24 protein-coding genes are annotated in these 21749 nt (G+C 35.3%); 13 read left to right on the top strand and 11 right to left on the bottom strand.

The window, feature by feature from the left end:
• Nucleotides 1–239: 239 nt before the first annotated feature.
• Nucleotides 240–707, top strand: a complete 468-nt coding sequence (locus DLJ74_RS11510) for a DUF6884 domain-containing protein (RefSeq protein ID WP_054788620.1) — start codon at nucleotides 240–242, stop codon at nucleotides 705–707.
• Nucleotides 708–711: 4 nt separating this feature from the next.
• A complete protein-coding gene (locus tag DLJ74_RS11505; protein WP_109984538.1) occupies nucleotides 712–1692 on the top strand; it encodes a zinc-binding dehydrogenase in 981 nt (326 codons plus the stop codon).
• A 44-nt stretch (nucleotides 1693–1736) separates the two neighbouring features.
• Here DLJ74_RS11505 and spoVAE read toward each other — a convergent pair whose 3' ends face one another.
• The 4 genes from spoVAE to DLJ74_RS11485 form a co-directional block, all read right to left on the bottom strand.
• A complete protein-coding gene (gene spoVAE, locus DLJ74_RS11500; RefSeq protein WP_054788621.1) occupies nucleotides 1737–2087 on the bottom strand; it encodes a stage V sporulation protein AE in 351 nt (116 codons plus the stop codon).
• Between the two features lie 83 nt (nucleotides 2088–2170).
• The gene (gene spoVAD / locus DLJ74_RS11495) at nucleotides 2171–3175 is read right to left on the bottom strand and encodes a stage V sporulation protein AD (RefSeq protein WP_109984537.1); all 1005 of its coding nucleotides are present in this window, start codon (nucleotides 3173–3175) and stop codon (nucleotides 2171–2173) included.
• Nucleotides 3176–3628 (bottom strand): stage V sporulation protein AC, encoded by a 453-nt coding sequence (spoVAC, locus tag DLJ74_RS11490; RefSeq protein ID WP_054788622.1) that lies wholly within the window; start codon nucleotides 3626–3628, stop codon nucleotides 3176–3178.
• Between the two features lie 13 nt (nucleotides 3629–3641).
• Nucleotides 3642–4103, bottom strand: a complete 462-nt coding sequence (locus tag DLJ74_RS11485; RefSeq protein ID WP_109984536.1) for a YhcN/YlaJ family sporulation lipoprotein — start codon at nucleotides 4101–4103, stop codon at nucleotides 3642–3644.
• A 216-nt stretch (nucleotides 4104–4319) separates the two neighbouring features.
• Between DLJ74_RS11485 and DLJ74_RS11480 the strand changes: the two genes are divergently transcribed.
• Complete coding sequence (locus DLJ74_RS11480) at nucleotides 4320–4766, top strand: hypothetical protein (protein ID WP_054788624.1); 447 nt, start codon at nucleotides 4320–4322, stop codon at nucleotides 4764–4766.
• A 23-nt stretch (nucleotides 4767–4789) separates the two neighbouring features.
• Here the strand turns inward: DLJ74_RS11480 and DLJ74_RS11475 are convergent, their stop codons facing one another.
• Together DLJ74_RS11475 and DLJ74_RS11470 are read right to left on the bottom strand one after the other, a co-directional pair.
• Nucleotides 4790–5920: a S1C family serine protease gene (locus DLJ74_RS11475; protein WP_109984535.1), complete on the bottom strand. Its 1131-nt coding sequence runs from the start codon at nucleotides 5918–5920 to the stop codon at nucleotides 4790–4792.
• Between the two features lie 15 nt (nucleotides 5921–5935).
• Entirely contained in the window at nucleotides 5936–7099 is a 1164-nt protein-coding gene (locus DLJ74_RS11470; protein WP_109984534.1) for a zinc ribbon domain-containing protein, read from the bottom strand.
• Nucleotides 7100–7581: 482 nt separating this feature from the next.
• On the opposite strand from DLJ74_RS11470, the gene DLJ74_RS11465 reads away from it, so the two are divergent.
• Nucleotides 7582–7773: an aspartyl-phosphate phosphatase Spo0E family protein gene (locus DLJ74_RS11465; protein ID WP_054859587.1), complete on the top strand. Its 192-nt coding sequence runs from the start codon at nucleotides 7582–7584 to the stop codon at nucleotides 7771–7773.
• 81 nt (nucleotides 7774–7854) lie between these two features.
• Here the strand turns inward: DLJ74_RS11465 and DLJ74_RS11460 are convergent, their stop codons facing one another.
• Nucleotides 7855–9009 (bottom strand): aminotransferase A, encoded by a 1155-nt coding sequence (locus DLJ74_RS11460; protein WP_109984533.1) that lies wholly within the window; start codon nucleotides 9007–9009, stop codon nucleotides 7855–7857.
• Between the two features lie 108 nt (nucleotides 9010–9117).
• Here DLJ74_RS11460 and DLJ74_RS11455 point away from each other — a divergent pair, with 108 nt between their 5' ends.
• On the top strand, nucleotides 9118–9435 hold the full coding sequence (locus DLJ74_RS11455) for a hypothetical protein (protein ID WP_054859586.1): 318 nt from the start codon (nucleotides 9118–9120) through the stop codon (nucleotides 9433–9435).
• A 138-nt stretch (nucleotides 9436–9573) separates the two neighbouring features.
• Here DLJ74_RS11455 and DLJ74_RS11450 read toward each other — a convergent pair whose 3' ends face one another.
• The 3 genes from DLJ74_RS11450 to DLJ74_RS11440 all read right to left on the bottom strand — a co-directional run bounded on the left by DLJ74_RS11450 (nucleotide 9574) and on the right by DLJ74_RS11440 (nucleotide 11504).
• The gene (locus DLJ74_RS11450; protein WP_054859702.1) at nucleotides 9574–10014 is read right to left on the bottom strand and encodes a YkyB family protein; all 441 of its coding nucleotides are present in this window, start codon (nucleotides 10012–10014) and stop codon (nucleotides 9574–9576) included.
• Nucleotides 10015–10075: 61 nt separating this feature from the next.
• Nucleotides 10076–10648, bottom strand: coding sequence for an SCO family protein (locus DLJ74_RS11445; protein WP_245902314.1), 573 nt, complete (start codon nucleotides 10646–10648; stop codon nucleotides 10076–10078).
• Between the two features lies 1 nt (nucleotide 10649).
• A complete protein-coding gene (locus DLJ74_RS11440; RefSeq protein WP_054859584.1) occupies nucleotides 10650–11504 on the bottom strand; it encodes a metallophosphoesterase in 855 nt (284 codons plus the stop codon).
• Nucleotides 11505–11665: 161 nt separating this feature from the next.
• Here DLJ74_RS11440 and cbpB point away from each other — a divergent pair, with 161 nt between their 5' ends.
• The 8 genes from cbpB to DLJ74_RS11400 all read left to right on the top strand — a co-directional run bounded on the left by cbpB (nucleotide 11666) and on the right by DLJ74_RS11400 (nucleotide 19969).
• Nucleotides 11666–12100, top strand: coding sequence for a cyclic-di-AMP-binding protein CbpB (gene cbpB / locus DLJ74_RS11435; protein ID WP_054788629.1), 435 nt, complete (start codon nucleotides 11666–11668; stop codon nucleotides 12098–12100).
• Nucleotides 12101–12172: 72 nt separating this feature from the next.
• Nucleotides 12173–12892: a 2,3,4,5-tetrahydropyridine-2,6-dicarboxylate N-acetyltransferase gene (dapD, locus tag DLJ74_RS11430; RefSeq protein WP_181397516.1), complete on the top strand. Its 720-nt coding sequence runs from the start codon at nucleotides 12173–12175 to the stop codon at nucleotides 12890–12892.
• A 79-nt stretch (nucleotides 12893–12971) separates the two neighbouring features.
• A complete protein-coding gene (locus DLJ74_RS11425; RefSeq protein ID WP_109984530.1) occupies nucleotides 12972–14087 on the top strand; it encodes an N-acetyldiaminopimelate deacetylase in 1116 nt (371 codons plus the stop codon).
• 134 nt (nucleotides 14088–14221) lie between these two features.
• A complete protein-coding gene (locus DLJ74_RS11420) occupies nucleotides 14222–14764 on the top strand; it encodes a peroxiredoxin (RefSeq protein WP_054788630.1) in 543 nt (180 codons plus the stop codon).
• 142 nt (nucleotides 14765–14906) lie between these two features.
• The gene (locus tag DLJ74_RS11415) at nucleotides 14907–15356 is read left to right on the top strand and encodes a TlpA family protein disulfide reductase (protein WP_054788631.1); all 450 of its coding nucleotides are present in this window, start codon (nucleotides 14907–14909) and stop codon (nucleotides 15354–15356) included.
• A 178-nt stretch (nucleotides 15357–15534) separates the two neighbouring features.
• Entirely contained in the window at nucleotides 15535–17283 is a 1749-nt protein-coding gene (locus tag DLJ74_RS11410; RefSeq protein ID WP_109984529.1) for an ABC transporter ATP-binding protein, read from the top strand.
• Between the two features lie 44 nt (nucleotides 17284–17327).
• Nucleotides 17328–19139 (top strand): ABC transporter ATP-binding protein, encoded by a 1812-nt coding sequence (locus DLJ74_RS11405; protein ID WP_109984619.1) that lies wholly within the window; start codon nucleotides 17328–17330, stop codon nucleotides 19137–19139.
• A gap of 158 nt (nucleotides 19140–19297) precedes the next feature.
• Nucleotides 19298–19969, top strand: coding sequence for a potassium channel family protein (locus DLJ74_RS11400; RefSeq protein WP_109984528.1), 672 nt, complete (start codon nucleotides 19298–19300; stop codon nucleotides 19967–19969).
• Between the two features lie 111 nt (nucleotides 19970–20080).
• On the opposite strand, the gene rnjA is transcribed toward DLJ74_RS11400, so the two are convergent.
• Nucleotides 20081–21748 (bottom strand): ribonuclease J1, encoded by a 1668-nt coding sequence (gene rnjA, locus DLJ74_RS11395; protein WP_109984527.1) that lies wholly within the window; start codon nucleotides 21746–21748, stop codon nucleotides 20081–20083.
• Nucleotide 21749 lies beyond the last annotated feature (1 nt).

Genomic DNA, 21749 nt, shown 5'->3' with positions numbered 1-21749 from the left:
GCGTTTGGTCAACCGTTTTTTAATAATTTTCTGACTTTTCAAAATTAACACTCTGTTAGTAAGCGATTACAATCCATTATTCATCACAAATTCTACTATGAAATTTTTTTGCCTATTTTTTAATCAAAACAATACAAGATATGAAAACAGAAAAATAATTGTAGAATGAAAACAAACGAGGATATAGCTTGGGTATGATCTGTTCTTCCATTATAATGAAAGGGAGGAGGGGGCTATAAATGGATGCATTATGTATTATTCCTTGTGGAAAAAGAAAAATTTGGGATAAACATCCGAACCTAGGGGCAATAATGGCAGAGAATGCTTATATCGGAACATTTCACAATTTATGTATGCGTTATGCAAAGAGACATTTTGACTGCTGGGTGACGCTCTCTGCTAAACATGGTTTCTTATTACCAACAGATATGGTTCCAGGTAATTATGATTTAACATTTCACCTTAATCATAGAAGTGTGGTAAGTGTGGATACGCTTAAAGAACAACTGAAGAGGAAAGGTTTAGAAAATTATCAACATATCGTTGTATTGACCGGAAAGAAATATCAGCCAATCATCAATCAGGCTTTTTCTTATGCCAACAAGATAGAATTTCCACTATTGGGAACAAGAGGAATAGGGGAGATGCAAAAATTATTAAAGGACAGTCTAGATAATAAACAAATTTTGCATACAGAAATGGAGTGATGAAATGAAAGCATATGTAGTGAAAAATGGTAGCTATCAATTTATTTCAGTTAACAATCCAAGACTTGGAAATAAACAAATTAAAATTAAACTAACAAGTGCTGGACTTAATCATCGAGATTTAATGATCAAAGAAAGGTTTGCCAATAACACAGATGCTTACATATTGGGCTCTGATGGGGCAGGCATCGTGGATCAGATTGGGACAGAAGTTACACGATTTCAGGTTGGCGATGAAGTAATGATTAATCCAAGCTTAAATTGGTATGAAAAGAGTGCAGCCCCACCCGCAGAATTTGAAATCGTTGGAGCTCCTTTTTCTGGTACTTTTGCAGAATATATTATCATCTCTGAAGATTTCGCAGAGCCTAAGCCTAACTATTTAACATGGGAAGAAGCGGGGGTACTATGTCTTTCTGGTATAACAGGATTTCGAGCGTTGTTTACCCAAGGTGAAATAAAATCAGGACAAACGCTGTTTATCCCAGGTGTTGGGAGTGGGGTAAATTCCTTTATTATTCAATTAGCAAAAGCAATAGGTGCAAGAGTGATTACGACTTCACGGGATAAAAATAAGTTGAAGGAAGCGGAAGTACTAGGCTTTGATCGTGCTTTGTTAACCGATGATGATTGGGAGAAATTACTCGAGAAGGAAGAGATAGATCTTGTGATAGAAAGTATTGGTGGCGCAACCTTTAATCGTTCATTAAACGTACTTAAGAAAGGTGGACGTATCGTAACATTCGGATCTTCAACGGAAGATAAAATGACTTTAAATTTGCGTGAATTTTTTTATGGTCAATACCAATTAATTGGTTCCACGATGGGTTCTAGGGAGGAATTAAGAGAAATGCTAAATTTTATCGAAAAGCATCAGATTAGACCATTATTGGATAAGTCATTTCCTTTTAAAGAAATCGATCAAGCATTTGCTTATTTAGATAAGCAGAAGCAGCTTGGTAAAATTGCGATTACATTTGAGTAACAATTCTTAGGATAACCCTCCCCAAAAGTAACGGAAGGGGAGGGTTATCCTTTTGGTTTAAAGAAGATAGCACCGATCATACCAAAAATAATAGCAGCAGAAATACCAGCACTTGTCACTTCAAACATTCCTGTAACGACCCCAATAATTCCATGCTTCTCTACCTCTTCTAATGCTCCATGAACTAATGAATTACCAAAGCTTGTGATAGGGACTGTCGCACCAGCTCCTGCAAAATCAATTAAAGGTTCATAAAGACCAAAACCATCTAAGATGGCTCCAGCTACTACTAATAAGCTTAATGTATGACCAGGTGTTAATTTAGCAACATCAAATAATAATTGACCAATCACACATATAAGACCTCCAACAATAAATGACCAGAGAAATACCATGCTTAATGATCACCTCTACTTTCCATCATGAAGTTTTTCTTAACCATCAGTTGGATAATGCTCTAACTGATGGCATTCTGTTTCTAATTATTTTCAATGGATACAGCATGTGCAATACACGGGATTGACTGTTTTTGTTGTACGGTTAGCGGGGATAAGAGTGCACCAGTCGCCACTACTAAGATGCGATTGCACTCTTTATTCCTTAACTTTTTCAAGAAATGGCCGTAGGTGACGATCGCAGAGCATGCAGGTCCACTTGCTCCAGCAAAAACTGGCTGATCCTTATTATATATAGTTAATCCGCAATCAATGAATTTTTCCTCTACTACTTGAAAGTTATTTTCCTTCAATAAGTCTAGGCACACCCGTCTGCCGATTTTTGCTAAGTCCCCTGTTAAAATGTAATCATAGTAATTAATATCTATATTTCGATCCTGTAAGTGTTGAGAAATGGTATCGAAGGCCGCAGGAGCCATGGCTCCCCCCATATTAAATGGATCTGTTAAGCCTTTGTCTACAACCTTGCCAATTGTGGCAGACGTAATTTTTGGTCCTTCACCTTTACTTGCTACAATGGCCACACCAGCACCTGTAACCGTCCATTGGGAAGTATCTGGTTTTTGAGAACCATATTCGGTAGGATAGCGAAATTGCTTTTCTACTGCAGAATTGTGACTAGCAGCGCCTGTTAAAACCTTTTCCGCATATCCTCCACTAGTTAGTAGTGCGGATAGTGCCAAACCTTCCATTGAGGTTGCACATGCACTAAACAAGCCTATATAAGGTATTTCTAAAGACCTCGCTGCAAAGCTAGTCGGAGTAATTTGGTTAATCAAATCACCATGGAGAAAAAAATGAATATCCGATGTTTTCAAATTTGCTTTTTTTAAGGCAATATCACTGGCTTCTTCGATTAAGAGACGGTGTGCTTGTTCAAAGGATTTTTCTTTCATCCATTGATCACTAAAAAAGGAATCAAAATCCTTGTTAATATTTCCTTGCTTTTCAAATGGGCCTCCCACTGTACCATTTGAAATAATGGTGGCAGGGTTTTGAAAATTCCAAGTTGCTTTACCTTGTAACATTTAAGACCCTCCCAAATAAGAAAAAATTGTTTTAATCAGTGCGACAAGGAAGGCGGAGAATACTCCGAACAGAATAACAGAACCTGCAAGTTTAAACATATTACCTCCGACACCTTGCACGAATCCTTCTGTTCGGTGCTCGATAGCTGCCGAGATGACCGCATTACCAAATCCTGTAACAGGTACAGCCGTCCCTGCCCCTGCAAATTGAGCAATACGATCATAAACCCCAAAGCCAGTCAACAACATCGTTATAAAAATTAATGTAGCGGTTGTTGGGTTTCCAACTGTTTGCTCAGTGAAGTCAAAGTAATACATGTAAAAGGTGGAAATTGCTTGTCCGATAACACAGATGAGACCACCAATCAGAAAAGCTTTTAAACAATTTTTAAAAATAGGTCGCTTTGGTTCTGCATTCTTTTCCTGTGATTGATAAATAGGGTCATTACTCATTTTTTCACCACCATTATGCTTTATCCTTTATTAATTTTTTCCATTTTTTTAGCTTTTTTTTCAGTTTCTCTTTATCGTTCATACCATTTTCCTGTGTTTTAGAGATTTCGATAAAAAACTTTTGATCAGATGTCACGTTTACTTTTTTTCCTTTTAATTTATCCTTTATTTGCTTTTGGATTTTTTTAGCAATGTCTTGTTCCTTTCCTTGGCGTAGGCTCTTCACCTCTATGGCAATAAAGAGATCTTTTTCAAGGGAAACGGCCTTATATTGATGAATGACATCTGCATTTTCATCAAGAACTTGTTGAGCAACAGGAGGAATTTCATATGGTTGTAATTGATCGGATGTAGACAATTGTTTGGTTTCATCCATGTTGGTATCGTTCTGTTCTGTATGCTGATCATTAGTATTACAGCTCACAAATAAAGGACTTACTAAGACTAGGATTATGAGAAATTTAACATAATGCATTAGCTTACTTCCTTCCAATCCAAAATAGTTATGGCAAGATTTTTAACTCTTCAATATCTTGCAATAATTTGATAAAAATATGCATTATTTTTTGATGAGAAAAACTTTAATAATGTGAATAGATATGAAATAATCCAATTTTTGCAAATAAAATGAAACTTTTTAACATCGAAATTCGTCAATATATGTAGGAAAGTTTGGGGGAGGGGTGACGAAGTGAAGAAGAAACCTCTAATCGTCATTATTTTATTTATTGCTATTGGATTGATCATTACGATTTTTTTGATAAGAGGCTCTGAGGCATCATTAGTAGAAACGGTACAAATAAAAGAACAATATCAGGATTTTATTATACATATTCGAGTGGAAGATACGGAAGATGGATTTCAAGTGCTGAGATCATTGGAATATATCGGAGATGAAATGGTCGAAATAAAGCACCGTACCCCATTAACACAAATTACAATAGATAAGGACAATGCTGTCTTCACAGGAAGCCATCGCAACATGGTGTTAAGGCCAGGAAATCAATATAATCCATTAGAACCCTTACACTTAGAAAATTTGGAAAAAGGAAGCCATCGACTGTATATTCACACCCAGTTTATGATGGAAGGAAAATGGATTAATATCAAAACAGAAAAAGAGATCCTATTTGAATAAATGGGATCTCTTTTTAATTAACTTTACCTATCATCGCCATATTTTAAGATCTTTATTTGATCATTTTCAAGACCAATTATTAAGGGATAGTCATGAGTTTCTTTCTTCTCATTATATGATTTATCTCTTGTAGTGATTTCTAATTTTGCCACAATTTTCAATTGTTCTTCATTTCGGTCTTCTATAAGTACTTCATTTACATTTAATTTAACAATAGGTGAGAATGCTTCCCTAAATTTCGTGTAAGTTACTTTGGATTGTAAATCACTATCAAGTAACGTATAGGCATTAATATAATCTCTAAGGTTAATACTATCGAAGAAATACTCCGTAATATACTTGGCATCCTCTTTAAATTTTTCTTGATTGATCGTAGCAGTAGTTGGCATTTGGTAATCTAATTTCTCCTCATCCACGGATTCAGTCCAATCTTTTAATTGCTTAAAAACGTTATTCATCGGAATACTAAAACCAATATCTGTGTCATCTATTCCGGCAGAATTAATTCCAATCACCTTACCGTTTTTTCGGAGAATCAATGGCCCACCACTATTGCCATGAGTAATATTAGCTGAGATTTGATAGACATGGTCATACTGAAACTGCTCAATTGTAAAAGATCGGTCAGTCCCAACAATTAATCCAAGCGATACAGTATTCTGAATTCCTACTGGACTCCCAATTGCAATGATCTCATCACCAATTTCAGCTTGATAATCTTCTTCATATGGTAGTGGATCTAGATATTTTAGCTCAGGAACACGGATGATGGCAATATCTTCTTTTTCTCCAATGGCTACTAAGGCCGCGGGGTATTTTTGCGTATTAGAGAGACTTACGATAATACTATCGGCATCTTCTACAACATGTGCATTTGTTACGATATCCCCTTTAGAATTAAAGATGAATCCTGAGCCTGTTTTCTGACTCACACCACTATTCGTTTGGATTTGTACAATTGCTTTTTGAGCATTATGAATAATGGATTTTAGATTAGTGTGGTTATTTTCACTAGAAACATTTGTTACTAAATTATTTTCTACTTGTAAAGGTTCTCCATTGCGATTAATAATCCAGAATACTGCTACTGCAATCGTTGCTAGTAAGATGAGGAAGGATATTATTAAAGTTAATCGATTTGTTTTATTTTTCATAGTGTTCCTCCAAGGTTAGTTAAGATACCATGTTATCTCTTCGATTTTTAGAGAAAGCTTGTCTTTTAAATACTGTTTCTCAATATCGAAATGGCTGAATTCAAACTGACCAATTTCTTGTGGATACAAGGTGTCTGGAATCAAAAAAACTTCATTGGATAATATTTTTTTCTCGTCTTCTGAGTAAAGAGAATACGCTACTTTTATAGAGTGAATAGGTATGGTTGCAACACTTTTCAACTCGCCTTTGATCATTACCTTTTCTCCTTGTATGTCAATAGTTGAATCTATTTCTTTTAGTGCATTATTCTGGTTTAATTCTTTCTCCTCCTCTACCAAGCTCATCGCTTGTTCTAACCTTTCTTGTTGTGCTGTTTCAAATACAGTTTTTTCTTTATTAATCGTAGTCTTTAAGCTTTCTAATTGCTTAGAAGAATCTACATACGTTAAAGTGTCATCGATTAATGATATAGCCTGATTAAATTGTTTTTCCTTTAGTAATAAAGTTGCTTTTTGGTACGTTATAGAGGATAGGTTTTGGCGAGCGGTTTCTGCTAATTGTTTGGCCCGATCATGCTCCATACCATCCACTTTCCAAATAATTGCTTTCAAATCCTCCATATCTGGATCATTACTTAAATGATAAGCAATTTGTTGAGTCATCGTATCTGTCCTTAGATCATTCGTTTTAGTTGTTAATTGATCTACTAAACTACCAGTATAATTTCTCATGACATTTTCCGTTTGTTTTAATAAGGTTAAAGATTGGTCATATTTATTGTCTTGATTGAATTGTTCTACTTGTTTAAAGTTATCCTGAATAATGGAAACCTTGTTAAAAAATTGAAGTGCAGTTTTTGCTGCAGGGAAATTATCCTTCACTTGGATGGATTCTTCTAATAATTGGCTTGCTTGCTCGTAGTCTCCAATTAAAGCCATCTCTTCCGCTTGTGAAAATAAGGTTTTAGCCTTACCTTCGTTATATTGATAAAAAGCAAAGAGCGCTAATAAAAAACAACAGCATAAAGAAGTGACCAATATAGGAATAAAAATCAATCTTTTGGCTATTTTTCGCTTGGGAGCACGATCAAGTAAATCATGGGGAAGAGATTCTCCACAACTTGCACAATAATTTTCGTCTTGTTGTACTTTCTTTCCACAATATGGACAAAATGCCATGGGAATCGCTCACTTTCTGTAATATCTAGCTATATTATATCATGAATAGACGAATACTAATATTCGCCCGTATTGTTAGTTGACGAAATGTTCACTTGTTAATTATAAAATATTCGGTATAATATAGGAAAGAAATGAACGAAATAAGGAGTGTTAAGCATGGGTGAAATTTTTGGTATAGTCTCTATAATATTACTTATTGCATTGATGGGCTTTAGTATTTTCGACCGTGTATAATGGTAGAGGAGGTAACTACTTTCTATTTGGGGGAGTAGTTATTTTTTTGTTCCATGATTGAAAAAAATGAAAAATGTCGAAAAAAATGGAAATGTGGATTTTTCTATCATGAATTTTATCCTTCTTTGTCTATTTTTGCGCTTATCTTTACAATTGTTCTAATTTTTGGGATAATCAAAATCGCTTAACGTTTTCTGTAAGGAGCTAAAAAATAATGGATAATGGTTTGGGGGTAACACGGTACTATGTCTAATCAATCCTTAATGTACAAAATTGAAAGACTTAGAAAGCAAATGACCGATGTTGCTCTAAAAAAAGGGATAACAAGCGAGGAATCGTTAGGAATAAGTCAGGAACTTGATCAGTTATTAAATATTTATGAAAGTAAAAAACAAAAGAAAGCTGCAGACGAAAACGACAGGAATGAAAATAAGTGAAAGAAAGGAATCATACCTTGTATAAGGCACATACCTTTCTTTCACTTGTGACTTAATATTTAAGTTCTTTCATTAGCTTTATTAAAAATCTATTAAAAATTGCTCTAATCTATTTAAACCTTTTTTTAGTGTATCCAAATCATAGGCATAGGATAATCTTAAATATCCTTCCCCATATTTTGAAAAGGCACTTCCAGGAACGAGTGCTAATCTCTCTTTTTCCACGAGCTCTAGAGCGATCTCTAATGAAGACTTAGAACTCGATGATAGAGGAATAAAATAATAAAATCCTCCGTCGGGTAAATAAGTAGAGATACCCATTTCCACTAACCTCTTATAGACAAAATCTCTTCTTTCTCGGTATGCATCACGCATAACTTCTGCATCATTTTTGCCATTTGTTAATGCTTCTAAGGCGGCATATTGGCTAACTGATGTTGCGCACGAAACATAGTATTGATGGACCTTTAGGATATGTTGAATTAACCAAGCAGGACCTAAAATATAACCAATACGAAAACCTGTCATGGAATGTGATTTAGATACTCCGTTAATTATAATTGTTTTATCCTTGATTTTCCTACATCTTCCAATCGAGAAATGATCCTTTTCGTAAATTAATTCACTATAGATTTCATCTGCAATAAGGAATATGTCTTTATCATCGAGTAATGAAGCTATAGCCTTCAGTTCTTCTTCAGACAAAGTTACACCAGTAGGATTAGACGGATAGGGTATTAATATTGCTTTTGTTCTGCTAGTGATCATAGGCTCGATCAATTCAGCTGTTAATTTAAACTTACTTTGTCGTGTATCTACATAAACTGCCTTGGCACCATTAAGTGTGATCAACGGTTCATATCCTGGGTAAACTGGTCCAGGCAAGATAACCTCATCTCCTTGATCCAGAATCGTTTTTAGTGTGGCGGCAATCGCTTCTGATGCTCCCACCGTAACTAAAATCTCCTCTTCTGGGTGATAATCAAGTTGATATCTTTCTTTAACATAGTTAGATATTGCAGTTCTGAGAGATAATATTCCCGCATTATGGGTATATGTTGTATGATTACGATGTATGGCCTCTATCGTCATTTTTTTAATATGCTCGGGTGTAGGAAAATCTGGTTGCCCGATTGTCAAAGATACCATATTATCATAGTCATTAACTAGATTAAAAAATTTTCTTATACCTGAGATTTCTATTGACTTTACCTCATTGTTGATTCTATGTTCCATTTCCAAACCTCCATAGATTCGATCATTCCTTATATAAAAATAATAATTTGGAAATAATGCGAATAGTATTGTCTGATATTTTATCATAAATGAAAGAGGAGAGAAAAAATGTGGGAAACTATTTGGAATCAATTTGTTCGTATAAGTGATTTTATTTTTTTAACAATGAGAAAGGAATTATTCATTTTCTTAACTGTATTTTTATTTATTCTCATTATCTATCTAGTTATCAAACCTATTATACGATTATTAATCGCGCTAGAATGGGAATTGTTCCTTTCCTTTTTTATTGCGATTATTCTAAGTGTCTTCATCTTGCAAAGACTTCCAGTTATGATAGAAAAGGAGTACTTGATATATACAATTGTTGCTTTCTCCATCTATATAGCAATTCGCAGAAGTGTGGCTTTACTTAAAAAAGACTAAATATAGGAATTCTTACGTTGTGCCAATTTCTTTAGTGACAAGGTCAACAAAAAGATAGCATCATTAACTCATACACACCTAGGAGTAGGGCTTACTATGCTGGAAAAGATGAGTTTCTGCTGACCAATTACCTTCCTATTATTTCTTATGAAAGAAACGTGAATGGTTGGATATAGGAGAACGATGGAATGCAGAGGTAGGTTTAACCTTATTTTTAGGAATTTTCCTGTTTATATAATGTGCTAAAATATTTTTAGCTTTATTTAAAGAAAGATTCGGTCTTGGATTACGATAGGATTCATCTAGTTTACCTAAATGTTCAAGTTGTTTCATATCCTCCTTGGAAGGAGGTAAGTGAAAGTAGTAATCCCCAACTTTTATAAGCATGACGGAATGTTGTTTACTATTTTTTGGGTTATTCGAAAAATGTAAGCCTACTTTTACGGCTTTTTGTTCCTTTAAAAGCTTATTCATTGTTTCCTTTTTCAGTTGATATAAGAAGGAAGGATCGATCGCAGTTTTCGCATGACGATTAACAACGAAGAGGGCTTGTCCTATCTGCTCAGTATGATTTGTCATCATTAGTTCACTTCCTTTCATCAAGTAAAAAGTAGAAGCACAATGTGCTTCTACCAATACTTTAATTCATTGCTTGGATATCTTCAACTATTTTTTCCATATTCGCAGCCTTGGAACCGTCATATGCTTTTATTGCATTTCCTTCTGGTGTAACAATGTAAAATCTAGTTGTATGCATATATTGATCGTCCTCTAGTTTTTCTAGTGGGGCTTTAAAAGATTTTTTAACAAACTCTTTAATTTCCTCATAAGTATAGCCTGTTAAGAGGTTCCAATTGTCGAAGCTTGCACCTCTTTCTGCTGCATATTGCTTCAACAATTCCGGTGTGTCTACCTCAGGATCAACAGAGAATGATACAAGCTGTGCATCTATATTAGCATCTGCTAGCATTCCTTGTAATCTTACCATATTAGAAGTCATTGGTGGACAGACTGTATTACAATTCGTAAAGATCATACTCGCTACCCAAAATTCTCCTTCTAAATCACTTTTCGAAAATTCTTCCCCATCTTGATTTGTGTAGGTGAAATCCTCTATTTCAAACGAAAAATCTCCTTCATATTTATTCCCACAAGCTGTTAATAATGTGACGAGTGATATAAGCAATAATAATAAACGGTAATTTTTATTCACTTTATTCAACCTTTCTAAGTTCATATAATGTTATTTCTGGCTTGCAAAAAAATCGATAAGGCAATCTGGTTGTTCCGATCCCTCGACTGACAAATAATTGAAGTGGCTTTACACCAATTTGATAACTCCCTTCTACATATTTCTCAGCTAAATAAGGGGTATAAATATAGCCGAAAAATGGTAGTTGTACTTGTCCACCATGGCTATGTCCCGAAATTTGGACATCAACCGGATAGTCCTTTACTCTATCAGCAATGTCTGGTTCGTGTGCCAATAGTATAGTGAAATCTGGATTAGATGATGTTTGTAAGGTTTTATCTAAATCTGGTTTACCAAATATTAAATCATCTAAACCTGCAATCATGATTTTTTCACCATTTCTTTCGATGATATGGTTATTATTTAATAACAATTGAAAATCTGCTTGATCAAACGTTTGTTTCACAATATCTGTACCATAGCCTCCATGATCATGGTTACCATAAACCCAGAACTTTCCGTGTCTAGCGGATAATTGATTTAATATATTTGGTATATCGTTATTCCATTTATAGGTTTGTGGATTGTCCACTAGATCACCAGTAAAGGTAATAATATCAGGATTTAATGCATTTATTTTCTGTACTAATTTTTGTAATTGCTCCACTGTATAATGAAATCCGATATGTGTATCTGAAAATTGTAGTATTTTTAAAGAATCAAAATTGTTTGGGATTTTACTAGATTCTATTGCTATACGATGAACTTCTAACATTTTTGGTTCCATCTCGCGGGCATAATAATAGGTTCCTCCACCCAAACCGAAGATTGATACGATACCTGCGAGTAATCTTTTTATAAAAGTACGACGCTTCATTATAAGATAACCTTTCTCTCACGATATTGGCCTCTATTATAACATGATATAGTGCGATTATCTGCACGGAACGATAAAGTACACATAATTTTTAAATTTATGATAAAATAAACGAGGTGATTATTTCAAACTCCTTCACCAATTACAAAAGGAGTGTCAACATGTCTAGTGTAATAAAGCGCAATCTTGAAGATTTAACGGTCCGTGATTTCATGATACCAGCTGAAAAGGTAGCACATGTACAAATAGGAAACCCTATCGAACACGCTTTATTGGTTTTAGTAGAATCAGGATACTCTTCTGTTCCGGTATTAGATATTGATTATAAATATCGTGGAACAATTGGAAAAACACCTATCTTAAAAAGTGTAATGGGGATAGAACGTTTTGAGATGGAAATACTATCAGAGAAAAAGGTAGAGGATGTTATGCGTAAGGACCAACCGACCATAACAAAAGATACCGATTTTTTAACCTGTTTAAAGGTTGTCATTGATCATGCTTTCGCTTGTGTGGTGGACGAGGGTGGGTATTTCGTTGGCATCATTACACGTCGAGCTATTTTAAAAGAAGTCAATAAATCCATGTATCTTTAGATAACAACCTTGGACATTTATTCAGATTTTTGATAAATTGTGTAAGTAAAATTTTATGAAGGAGTCGGATTTATGAAAATGATGGATGCAAATGAAATAATCTCATTTATTTCAAATAGTAAAAAATCAACACCAGTTAAAGTATATGTGAAAGGAGAAAACTTAAATAAAATTGAAGCTACAGGCGATGTGAAAACCTTTCTAAATGATCAAAATGGTGTAGTATTCGGTGAGTGGAAGGAAGTTCAAGAATTATTAGATACATATAAGAATGATATCACGGATTATGTCATTGAAAATGACCGTAGAAATTCAGCTATTCCGTTATTAGATATGAAAGATATTAATGCAAGAATTGAACCAGGTGCGATTATTCGAGAACAGGTCGAAATTGGTGATGGTGCGGTCATTATGTTCGGTGCTATGATCAATATTGGATCTGTTGTTGGTGAAGGAACTATGATCGATATGAATGCCTGTCTTGGTGGAAGAGCAACTGTAGGAAAGAATTGCCATATTGGTGCAGGTGCAGTCCTTGCTGGAGTTATAGAACCCCCTTCAGCGCAACCTGTCATCATTGAAGACGGTGTTGTAATTGGAGCAAATGCCGTAGTTTTAGAAGGAGTGCGTGTAGGAGCAGGAGCGGTTGTTGCTGCAGGTGCAATTGTGACAAAGGACGTTCCACCGAATACAGTAGTTGCGGGTGTTCCTGCCAAAGTATTAAAAGAAATCGATGATCAAACGAAATCTAAAACAGAAATTATGGAAGCTTTAAGAAAATTAGACGAGTAAGGATAAAAAGGCTGTCTCAGATATGAGTTACAGCCTTTTTATTAGAGAATGTCATTATGGTAGTGAAAGGGGGATATAGATGAATACGGATCAATTACTCCAGGTTAGAAAAGATCTTCATCAAATTCCTGAGTTAGGTTTTCAAGAATTTAAAACACAAGAATATCTATTAAATGTGATTAAAAATATGGATCAATCGAATTTAGAAATTGAACAATGGAAAACAGGGATTTTTGTTCTAGTAAAAGGAAAAAATCCTTCCAGAACGATTGGATATCGAACTGATATGGATGGGCTACCAATCCAAGAACAAACTGGTTTACCTTATACGTCTATCCACCCAAGTAATATGCATGCATGTGGCCATGATTTGCATATGACAATTGCATTAGGAGTTTTAGATCGATTAGCGCATAATCCAATCGAAGAAAATGTTCTAATTGTTTTTCAACCAGCTGAGGAAGGTCCTGGTGGGGCAGAACCTATCCTTGCCTCAAAACTGCTCGATAAATGGCAATTAGACATGATTTTCGCTCTTCATATTGCTCCAGAGCTTCCAGTAGGAACGATCTCGTGTAGATCTGGAATTCTATTCGCCAATACTAGTGAGTTGTATTTAGATTTCACAGGTAAAGGTGGACATGCTGCATACCCACATCTAACAAAAGACATGATTGTAACAGCAAGTGCTTTTGTTACACAGCTACAGCAAATTATCTCACGAAGGGTCGATCCTCTAGATAGTGGTGTGATAACCATTGGGAAGATGACAGCAGGTTCTGTTCAAAATATTATTGCAGAAACTGCTCGTCTAGAGGGAACAATAAGAACTTTAAAGCCTGAAACAATGAATCAAATAAAAAATCAGCTTGAGCAGTTCATAAAAGGATTTGAGATAAGTGCTGACTGCAAAATAGATGTTGATTATGGGGCAAATTATTATCAGGTTGAAAATACAGACCGGTATGTCAAGCAGTTTTCAAATGTCGTAACATCCCTAGGCTATTCTTACATTGATGCAAATCCAGCTATGACTGGTGAGGATTTCGGATATTTTCTGAAGGAATACCCGGGATTTATGTTTTGGTTAGGCGTGGACTCGGCATATGGATTGCATCATAGTATGCTCAATCCAAAGGAAGGAGCAATAGAAGTAGGGGTAAATTCAGTGGTAGAAATGATTAGAAGTCTTTAAAAGCGATTTATCTCTCACCATTCGTTTATTGTTTCCTTTTCATTGTAACTAGTAGATTAGTTGACTAGTTCATCCAGTTAAATTATAATTTTATTCGTAGAGATATAAGAAAAATGTACGGAGGGATAATTTAAATGGCTGAACGTATGGTAGGAAAGCAAGCACCTCGTTTCGAAATGGAGGCAGTTCTTGCTAACAAAGAGTTTGGGAAAGTATCATTAGAAGAGAATATGAAAAATGACAAGTGGACAGTGTTATTCTTTTATCCAATGGATTTTACTTTTGTATGTCCAACGGAAATAACCGCTTTGTCTGATCGTTATGATGAATTTGAAGATTTAGATGCAGAGGTAATCGGTGTTTCTACTGATACAATACATACACACTTAGCTTGGATTAAGACTGCAAGAGAGGATAATGGTTTAGGAGATCTAAATTATCCACTAGCAGCAGATACAAATCACCAAATTTCAAAGGAATACGGTGTATTAATTGAAGACGAAGGTGTAGCATTAAGAGGTCTTTTCATTATTAGTCCTGAGGGTGAACTTCAATACCAAGTTGTTAATCATAATAATATCGGTCGTGATGTAGATGAAACATTACGAGTTCTACAAGCACTGCAAACTGGTGGACTTTGCCCAGCTAACTGGAAGCCTGGTCAAGAAACATTATAATGTCTAACCAAAAGGTCTAACCATTGTTAGACCTTTGTCTATGTTTAGATAGACATATATAATTATTGCTTTGACTTTTGGACATCGTGCAAAAAACTAAGTAGTATTTTGCCAAAAAGATAAACCTAGGAGGATTTTTAGGATGAAATTAAGAGCTCCAATGCCAGAATTAAATGGCGCGACAGAATGGTTAAATGGTGAGGTGACACGAGAGGACTTAATTGGAAATAAGCCTACTTTAATCCATTTCTGGTCGGTAAGCTGTGGCTTATGTAAAGAAGCAATGCCAAACGTAAATGAATTCCGTGATGAATATAAAGATGAGCTTAACGTCATTGCGGTGCATATGCCAAGATCTGAAAAGGATTTAGACATTGATCAAATTAAAGAAGTAGCAAGTGAACACGATATTACGCAACCAATCTTCGTTGATAATAAACATACATTGACGGATGCATTTGAAAACCAATATGTGCCAGCATATTATGTATTTGATGCTGAGGGAAATTTACGACATTTCCAAGCTGGCGGTGGCGGTATGAAAATGCTTCGCAAACGAGTTAACAGAGTATTGGGAATAACAGAAAAATAAAAAAATGTCCTCCTCTGAGGGCATTTTTTTATTTTTTCTTGCATACGTGACCTTGTCATCCCATGCTAGACAAACCAGCAAAAAAAAATTATTAGAAATTAAGTCGAAAAGGTGGAAATTTATTTCGGATACCGTTATATTTATATTTACGTAAAAAAATAGGGGGTGCAAATCTAAAATGGAAACATTTAAAAAATTGAAGCAATTCTATTGGCCTTTTAAGTCATACTTCTTCTTGTCAGTCATCTTTGTATTAATCGTAACCGCTATCACTGTTGTATACCCAATTATCCTTCAAATAACAATTGATGATGTCGTCACACCGGCTGAATATCAATTGATTCCATATCTTTCCGTTGCTTTTATTGGATTGATGATATTGAAGGGTTTTGCAAACTTTTTTCAACAGTATTTAGGTGATTTGTTTGGCATTAAATCAGTTTATGTGTTAAGGGATGAATTGTACAAAAAATTGCAAAGGCTTTCGTTTACTTACTATGATAATGCGAGAACAGGGGACTTGATGTCACGTTTAACAATGGATGTAGAAGGCTTTCGCTTTTTCCTTGCAGCAGGTTTTAAAGAACTTATTCGTGTTCTATTGTTAATTGTCATTAGTTTAAGTGTCATGTTTTATTATTCGGTTCCATTAGCCGTTGTTACTATGGCGGCAATGCCATTTTTGGCGGTCGTAGTATTTCGTTTTGATCGAAAGGTACATCCCGCTTTTCGTAGCATTAGAAAATCATTAGGTAGGTTAAATACTAGAATTCAAGAAAATGTTAGTGGAATGAATACTGTTAAATCACTTTCAAAGGAAGATTTTGAAATTGATCGGTTTACAACAAATAACACCAACTATCGTGAAGTAAATATTCATACATCTAATATTTGGGCGAGGTACTTTCCGCTAATGGAGTTTATTGGAAATGTTAGTATGGTAGCCTTACTAGTTTATGGTGGTTACTTAGTGATTAATAATCAATTAGCATTAGGGGAGCTTGTCGCCTTCTTTAGTTTAGTAACTTATATACTCGGACCACTTATGCAATTAGGGTTTGTTGTGAATATGTTTTCACAAGCGAAAGCATCTGGGGAGAGGCTACTGGAAATTTTAGAAGCAAAAGAAGATATTATGGATGAAAAGGATCCTGTTCAGCCAAAAGAACTTAAAGGACATGTTACCTTTAAGAATGTCTCATTAACTTATATTGAAGATGATGATGCCGCATTAAAAAATGTTTCTTTTGATGCACCACCTGGAAAGGTAATTGGTCTAATAGGACCAACAGGTGCAGGGAAAACGAGTATTACTCAATTAATGACTAGATTTTATGAACCAGACCAAGGAGAAGTTACTATAGATGGAAAACCTACAAGTAGCTATCCTTTAAAATGGTTAAGAAAGAACATTGGTTTTGTACTCCAAGAGTCATTCTTATTTTCTACAACGATTAAAGCCAATATCGCTTATGGGAATCCTGATGCATCCATGGAAGAAATTATCGCAGCAGCTAAGCGAGCACAAGCACATGATTTTATCATGGAAATGCCTAATGGATATGACACCATGCTAGGAGAAAGAGGTATGGGTCTATCTGGTGGACAGAAGCAACGAATTGCGATAGCACGTGCTATTTTAATTGATCCGAGCATTCTAGTGTTAGATGATGCAACATCAGCAGTAGATATGGAAACTGAATTTCAAATACAAAAAGCATTAAAAGAAGTAATGAAAGATAGAACGACCTTTATTATTGCCCACAGAATTTCTTCTCTAAAACATGCAGACGAAATTCTCGTCTTAGATGAAGGAGAAATAGTGGAGCGAGGAACTCATCATCAGTTAATCCAGCAGAATGGCTCTTACCGCAGAATTTATGATATTCAATACAAAGATAAGGATATTGTAATGGAGTCATTATAGAAAGGGAGGGAGAAAATTTGGCAAAGTCATTGACTGCAAAAGAAATGAAAAAGGATAGTCCACATTTAAAAAGATTCTATTATCCATTAGACCAGGCCGTTGAGAAACCTTTTAATTGGAAGCAAATGCTTCGATTATTACATTATTTGAAGCCATATGTGAAAAATTTACTACCTAGTGCGATCCTTGCGATGCTACTTTCCACGATTGTTCGTTTAATTGTTCCGATTTTGATTGGTAAGGTAGTAATAGATATGGCGATAAAGGATGAGAATGTTAGCTTACTTACTTATTTAATTATTGGGATATCGATTCTCTATTTAATAAGTTATATTGCCAATATGTTTCGCATAAAGTTAGTGAATATCCTTGGTCAAAGAGTGATATATGATCTGCGGAAAAGTTTATTTTCACACGTTCAACGGCTATCTCATAACTTTTTTGATAAACGTTCGGCAGGATCCATCTTAGTTAGAATTCTAAATGATGTTAACTCCTTACAGGAATTGTTTACGAACGGGATAATTAACTTATTAATGGATATTATCATGTTATCAGGAATTATTGTTATACTGTTTGTGTTAAGTCCGAAACTAGCACTGGCAGTTCTCGTCATTCTACCAATTATGTTTCTTATTTCAACAAAACTAAGAAGGACGATTCGTCGTGCTTGGCAGTCTGTTCGTATCCAAAAATCGAGGTTAAACTCCCATTTAAATGAGAGCATGCAGGGCATTCGAATAACACAATCTTTTTCACAAGAAAAGGAAAATACTGAATTTTTTAATGGAGTAAACACGGATAATTATGAAAATGAACGAATAGCGATGAAAAAAAGTGCTTACTTTGGTCCCTTTGTAGAATTGAGTAATGCAATAGGTACGGTAATATTAATTTCCTATGGTGCGCATCTCATCATCACAGGTGATATTGTCGTTGGTACGTTCGTTTCCTTTGCTTTTTATCTAGGTATGTTTTGGGAGCCGATTTCTAGACTTGGCCAGATCTATAACCAGCTTTTAGTAGCAATGGCGTCCTCAGAACGTATTTTTGAATTCTTGGACGAACAACCAAACGTAATGGAAAAGAAACATGCGAAGAAATTTGAAAATATGAAAGGAAACATTGTATTTGATAAAGTTCAATTTTCATATGATCAGGATCGCATAGCTTTACATGAAATTTCACTTGAGATGAAGCAAGGCCAAACAGTTGCACTTGTGGGCCATACAGGTTCGGGTAAATCCACTATTGCCAATCTCATCAGTCGTTTTTATGATCCGACAAAAGGATCAGTGAAAATAGATGGCAACGATCTGAGAGATATGAATTTAACTAGCCTACGCGAAAATATCTCCGTCGTACTCCAGGATACGTTCATTTTTTCTGGTACAATCATGGAGAATATTCGCTTTGGAAGACCTGAAGCGACGGACGAAGAGGTTAAAGAAGCTGCAAAAGTAGTTGGAGCTAATGACTTCATCAAGCGCTTATCTCATGGCTATGAGACAGAGGTAGAAGAAAGAGGGAATATTCTATCTGCTGGAGAGAGACAGCTGCTTTCCTTCGCTCGAGCACTGCTAGCTAACCCGAGAATATTAATCTTAGACGAAGCAACAGCGAGTATTGACACAGAAACCGAGGTCAAAATTCAACTTGCACTTAAAAAATTGCTGGAAGGGCGAACTGCCATTATGATTGCCCATAGGTTATCTACTATTAGAGAAGCTGACAATATTATTGTTTTAGAACACGGAAGAATTCTAGAGCAAGGAAATCATGAACAATTAATGCAAAGCAAAGGGGAATATTACGAATTAGTCAAATCACAATTTGATATGCTTGATGCATTATAATTCAAAAAAGGTGAGCTACATGATGGCTTGCCTTTTTTGCGACTTAGAAAGAAAGAGCGAATGCGAGTTTATCTATTAGAATGTCTAATAAAAAAATGCAATAGAGTTACATGGTATGCTAAAATAACGGATATAAAGATTTTTTTGGAGGATTTGTCATGAAGAGAGAGTTTGCAGTGATCGGGTTAGGTCGATTTGGTGGAAGTATCTGCCGTGAATTAAGTGAAGAAGGTATGGATGTATTAGCAATAGATATCCATGAAGAAAAAATTAATGAATATAAAAATATTGTTGCTCATGCTGTTATCGCGGATACTACAGATGAAAATACGTTAAAAGAATTAGGAATTAGAAATTTTGAGCATGTTATTGTTGCTATTGGCGAGAATATTCAAGCAAGTATTTTGACTACATTGATGTTAAAAGAATTAGGGATAAAAAAAATAACCGTAAAAGCTCAAAATGATTATCACGAGAAAGTATTGAATAAAATAGGGGCAGACCATGTTGTCCATCCTGAACGAGATATGGGAAGAAGAATTGCTCATAATATTATTTCAACCAATATTTTAGACCATCTCGAATTGTCTGATGATCACAGTATTGTGGAAGTAAAGGCAGGAAGTAGAATGCATGGAAAAACCTTGATAGAGTTAGATATACGTGCACAGTTTGGTTGTAACGTTGTTGCCATTAAACAAGCAAATGATAAACAAATTAATGTTTCTCCAATGGCGGACCAAATAATAGATCAGGATGATGTTCTCATCGTAATTGGAGCAGACAAGGATATTTCTAGATTTGAAAAACAATTAGTCCTTGATGAATGATCGTTCTTTTAGCTGGAAACTAATAGAAAGGCACCTTGGGATTTTATACCCAAGGTGCCTTTGCTTTATTCCAGAGGCGATCTAAGAATCACTCCTGATGGAAGTCCCTGTTTATACTTCCATTATAATAGGTAATATCATCGGACGACGTTTTGTTTTGTCATATAGAAATGGTGCGATAGTGTCTGTTATTTCATTCTTGATCTCAGACCATTGCGTTGTTTTACGCTCCATTACTTTATTTAAATGCTTAGAGACAATTTTTTGAGCTTCATTTATGAGATCCTCTGACTCTCGCATGTAAACAAACCCACGAGATATAATGTCAGGACCTGATGCGATCTTGAAATCCTTCATATTGATACTAACAACTACGATAACGAGTCCCTCTTCTGATAAAATTCGTCGATCTCGTAATACAATATTACCGATATCTCCAATACCACTACCATCTACATAAACAGATCCTGATGGAATTTTACCAGCAAGACCAGCAGAGTCTTTTCCGAGTGCTAAGACCTCACCATTATCCATGATGAAGCTATTTTTTATAGAGATTCCACAGCTTTCAGCTAATCTCGTGTGTTCTTTAAGCATACGATACTCACCGTGAATTGGTAAAAAGTACTTAGGTTGAATTAAGCGCAGCATAAGCTTTTGCTCTTGTTGGCCACCATGTCCAGATGTGTGAATATCATTCAATTTACCGTGGATGACTTCTGCTCCAGCTCGGTAAAGCTGATTAATAATTTTGCTGACACTAAGTGTATTCCCAGGGATTGGTGAGGAAGAAAATACAACAGTGTCACCAGGTATAATTTGTATTTGGCGATGGGTACCATTTGCAATCCTTGATAATGCTGCCATTGGCTCGCCTTGTGAACCAGTACAAAGAATGGCTACTTCATTTGCTGGTAGTTGATTAATTTGATTTGCATCAATAAACGTATTTTTAGGGGCACGGATATATCCTAATTCTTGTCCGATTTTTATGGCCCCTTCCATACTTCTACCAAAAACGGCGACTTTTCGGTTATTCTTGACAGCAGCTTCTACCATTTGTTGTAAACGATGAATGTTAGAGGCAAAGGTTGCAAATATTAATCTGCCATCAATTCTTGAGAAGATATCATTTATACTATCCCCGACTACTCTTTCTGATAGTGTAAAATCTGGTACCTCACTGTTCGTACTATCCGACAAGAGACATAGTACGCCTTCTTTCCCGATTTCAGCCATCTTTGTTAAGTTAGCTGGTTCTCCAACAGGAGTAAAGTCAAACTTAAAGTCTCCCGTATGAACAATATTTCCAGGAGGTGTTTTTACTACAATGCCATAGGAATCTGGAATGCTGTGTGTTGTTCTAAAAAATGATACAGCTGTTTTTCTAAATTTGATAATGTCTTCTTCTTGAAAGGTGTGTAATTTAGCCCTTCTGAGTAATCCGTGTTCATCCAATTTGTTCTTAATTAATCCAATTGCTAATTTCCCTGCATAAATAGGAACATTAATTTCTCTTAGTAGATAGGGGATGCCACCAATATGATCTTCATGACCATGTGTAATAAACAGCCCTTTAATCTTATCTTGGTTTTGCACAAGATATGTGTAATCCGGTATGACATAATCAATCCCTAATAACTCGTCTTCAGGAAATTTAATCCCTGCATCAATGAGAATGATTTCATCTTGAAATTGCACACCATACGTGTTTTTACCAATTTCACCAAGACCACCAAGTGCAAAAACTGCAGTTTGATCATTCTTAACAAACTTCATT

The organism is Gracilibacillus dipsosauri (genome assembly GCF_003176895.1).
Classification (GTDB): domain Bacteria; phylum Bacillota; class Bacilli; order Bacillales; family Amphibacillaceae; genus Gracilibacillus; species Gracilibacillus dipsosauri.
The sequence above is the reverse complement of the archived record's forward strand: the minus strand, read 5'-3'. Positions and strand labels throughout refer to the sequence as shown.

What these genes read in the sequence shown, in the direction of transcription:
- DLJ74_RS11510 (WP_054788620.1), top strand. Translation starts at nt 240, where the DNA reads ATGGATGCATTATGTATTATTCCTTGTGGAAAAAGAAAAATTTGGGAT.
- DLJ74_RS11505 (WP_109984538.1), top strand. Translation starts at nt 712, where the DNA reads ATGAAAGCATATGTAGTGAAAAATGGTAGCTATCAATTTATTTCAGTT.
- spoVAE (WP_054788621.1), bottom strand. Translation starts at nt 2,087, where the DNA reads ATGGTATTTCTCTGGTCATTTATTGTTGGAGGTCTTATATGTGTGATT.
- spoVAD (WP_109984537.1), bottom strand. Translation starts at nt 3,175, where the DNA reads ATGTTACAAGGTAAAGCAACTTGGAATTTTCAAAACCCTGCCACCATT.
- spoVAC (WP_054788622.1), bottom strand. Translation starts at nt 3,628, where the DNA reads ATGAGTAATGACCCTATTTATCAATCACAGGAAAAGAATGCAGAACCA.
- DLJ74_RS11485 (WP_109984536.1), bottom strand. Translation starts at nt 4,103, where the DNA reads ATGCATTATGTTAAATTTCTCATAATCCTAGTCTTAGTAAGTCCTTTA.
- DLJ74_RS11475 (WP_109984535.1), bottom strand. Translation starts at nt 5,920, where the DNA reads ATGAAAAATAAAACAAATCGATTAACTTTAATAATATCCTTCCTCATC.
- DLJ74_RS11470 (WP_109984534.1), bottom strand. Translation starts at nt 7,099, where the DNA reads ATGGCATTTTGTCCATATTGTGGAAAGAAAGTACAACAAGACGAAAAT.
- DLJ74_RS11465 (WP_054859587.1), top strand. Translation starts at nt 7,582, where the DNA reads ATGTCTAATCAATCCTTAATGTACAAAATTGAAAGACTTAGAAAGCAA.
- DLJ74_RS11460 (WP_109984533.1), bottom strand. Translation starts at nt 9,009, where the DNA reads ATGGAACATAGAATCAACAATGAGGTAAAGTCAATAGAAATCTCAGGT.
- DLJ74_RS11455 (WP_054859586.1), top strand. Translation starts at nt 9,118, where the DNA reads ATGTGGGAAACTATTTGGAATCAATTTGTTCGTATAAGTGATTTTATT.
- DLJ74_RS11450 (WP_054859702.1), bottom strand. Translation starts at nt 10,014, where the DNA reads ATGACAAATCATACTGAGCAGATAGGACAAGCCCTCTTCGTTGTTAAT.
- DLJ74_RS11440 (WP_054859584.1), bottom strand. Translation starts at nt 11,504, where the DNA reads ATGAAGCGTCGTACTTTTATAAAAAGATTACTCGCAGGTATCGTATCA.
- cbpB (WP_054788629.1), top strand. Translation starts at nt 11,666, where the DNA reads ATGTCTAGTGTAATAAAGCGCAATCTTGAAGATTTAACGGTCCGTGAT.
- dapD (WP_181397516.1), top strand. Translation starts at nt 12,173, where the DNA reads ATGAAAATGATGGATGCAAATGAAATAATCTCATTTATTTCAAATAGT.
- DLJ74_RS11425 (WP_109984530.1), top strand. Translation starts at nt 12,972, where the DNA reads ATGAATACGGATCAATTACTCCAGGTTAGAAAAGATCTTCATCAAATT.
- DLJ74_RS11420 (WP_054788630.1), top strand. Translation starts at nt 14,222, where the DNA reads ATGGCTGAACGTATGGTAGGAAAGCAAGCACCTCGTTTCGAAATGGAG.
- DLJ74_RS11415 (WP_054788631.1), top strand. Translation starts at nt 14,907, where the DNA reads ATGAAATTAAGAGCTCCAATGCCAGAATTAAATGGCGCGACAGAATGG.
- DLJ74_RS11410 (WP_109984529.1), top strand. Translation starts at nt 15,535, where the DNA reads ATGGAAACATTTAAAAAATTGAAGCAATTCTATTGGCCTTTTAAGTCA.
- DLJ74_RS11405 (WP_109984619.1), top strand. Translation starts at nt 17,328, where the DNA reads ATGAAAAAGGATAGTCCACATTTAAAAAGATTCTATTATCCATTAGAC.
- DLJ74_RS11400 (WP_109984528.1), top strand. Translation starts at nt 19,298, where the DNA reads ATGAAGAGAGAGTTTGCAGTGATCGGGTTAGGTCGATTTGGTGGAAGT.
- rnjA (WP_109984527.1), bottom strand. Translation starts at nt 21,748, where the DNA reads ATGAAGTTTGTTAAGAATGATCAAACTGCAGTTTTTGCACTTGGTGGT.